Source organism: Bacillus sp. SIMBA_005, from assembly GCF_046535585.1.
Classification (GTDB): Bacteria; Bacillota; Bacilli; order Bacillales; family Bacillaceae; genus Bacillus; species Bacillus pumilus.
Window position 1 is genome coordinate 1 of record NZ_JAWRWI010000529.1, and the last position, 266, is coordinate 266.

At 64.7% G+C, this 266-nt stretch carries 1 protein-coding gene; it reads left to right on the plus strand.

The window, feature by feature from the left end:
• Positions 1-266, plus strand: a 266-nt coding sequence (locus SB660_RS21175) for a hypothetical protein (RefSeq protein WP_410584359.1), incomplete at both ends; no start/stop codon positions are given.

Consider the following 266-nt stretch of genomic DNA (forward strand, 5'->3'; position numbering starts at 1 on the left):
CTCGTGCCGCTGGCCGTGGTGCTGCTTGTCGGCCGCACGTCGGACCAGGACCTGCGCCAGTTGCCGCTCCGCCTGCTCGCCTTCCTGGCGGTTGCGGCGGTTTTCGGCGTGCTGCAATTGCTCGGCGGCGAAGGTGCGCCCTATTTCCACCGCATCACCAATGTCGGTGCTGCCGTCGGCTTTTTCGCCAACCGCAATCATCATGCCGTGTTCCTCGCGCTCTATTGGCCGCTGCTCCTGTGGTTCATTCATGGCCGCAACGATCG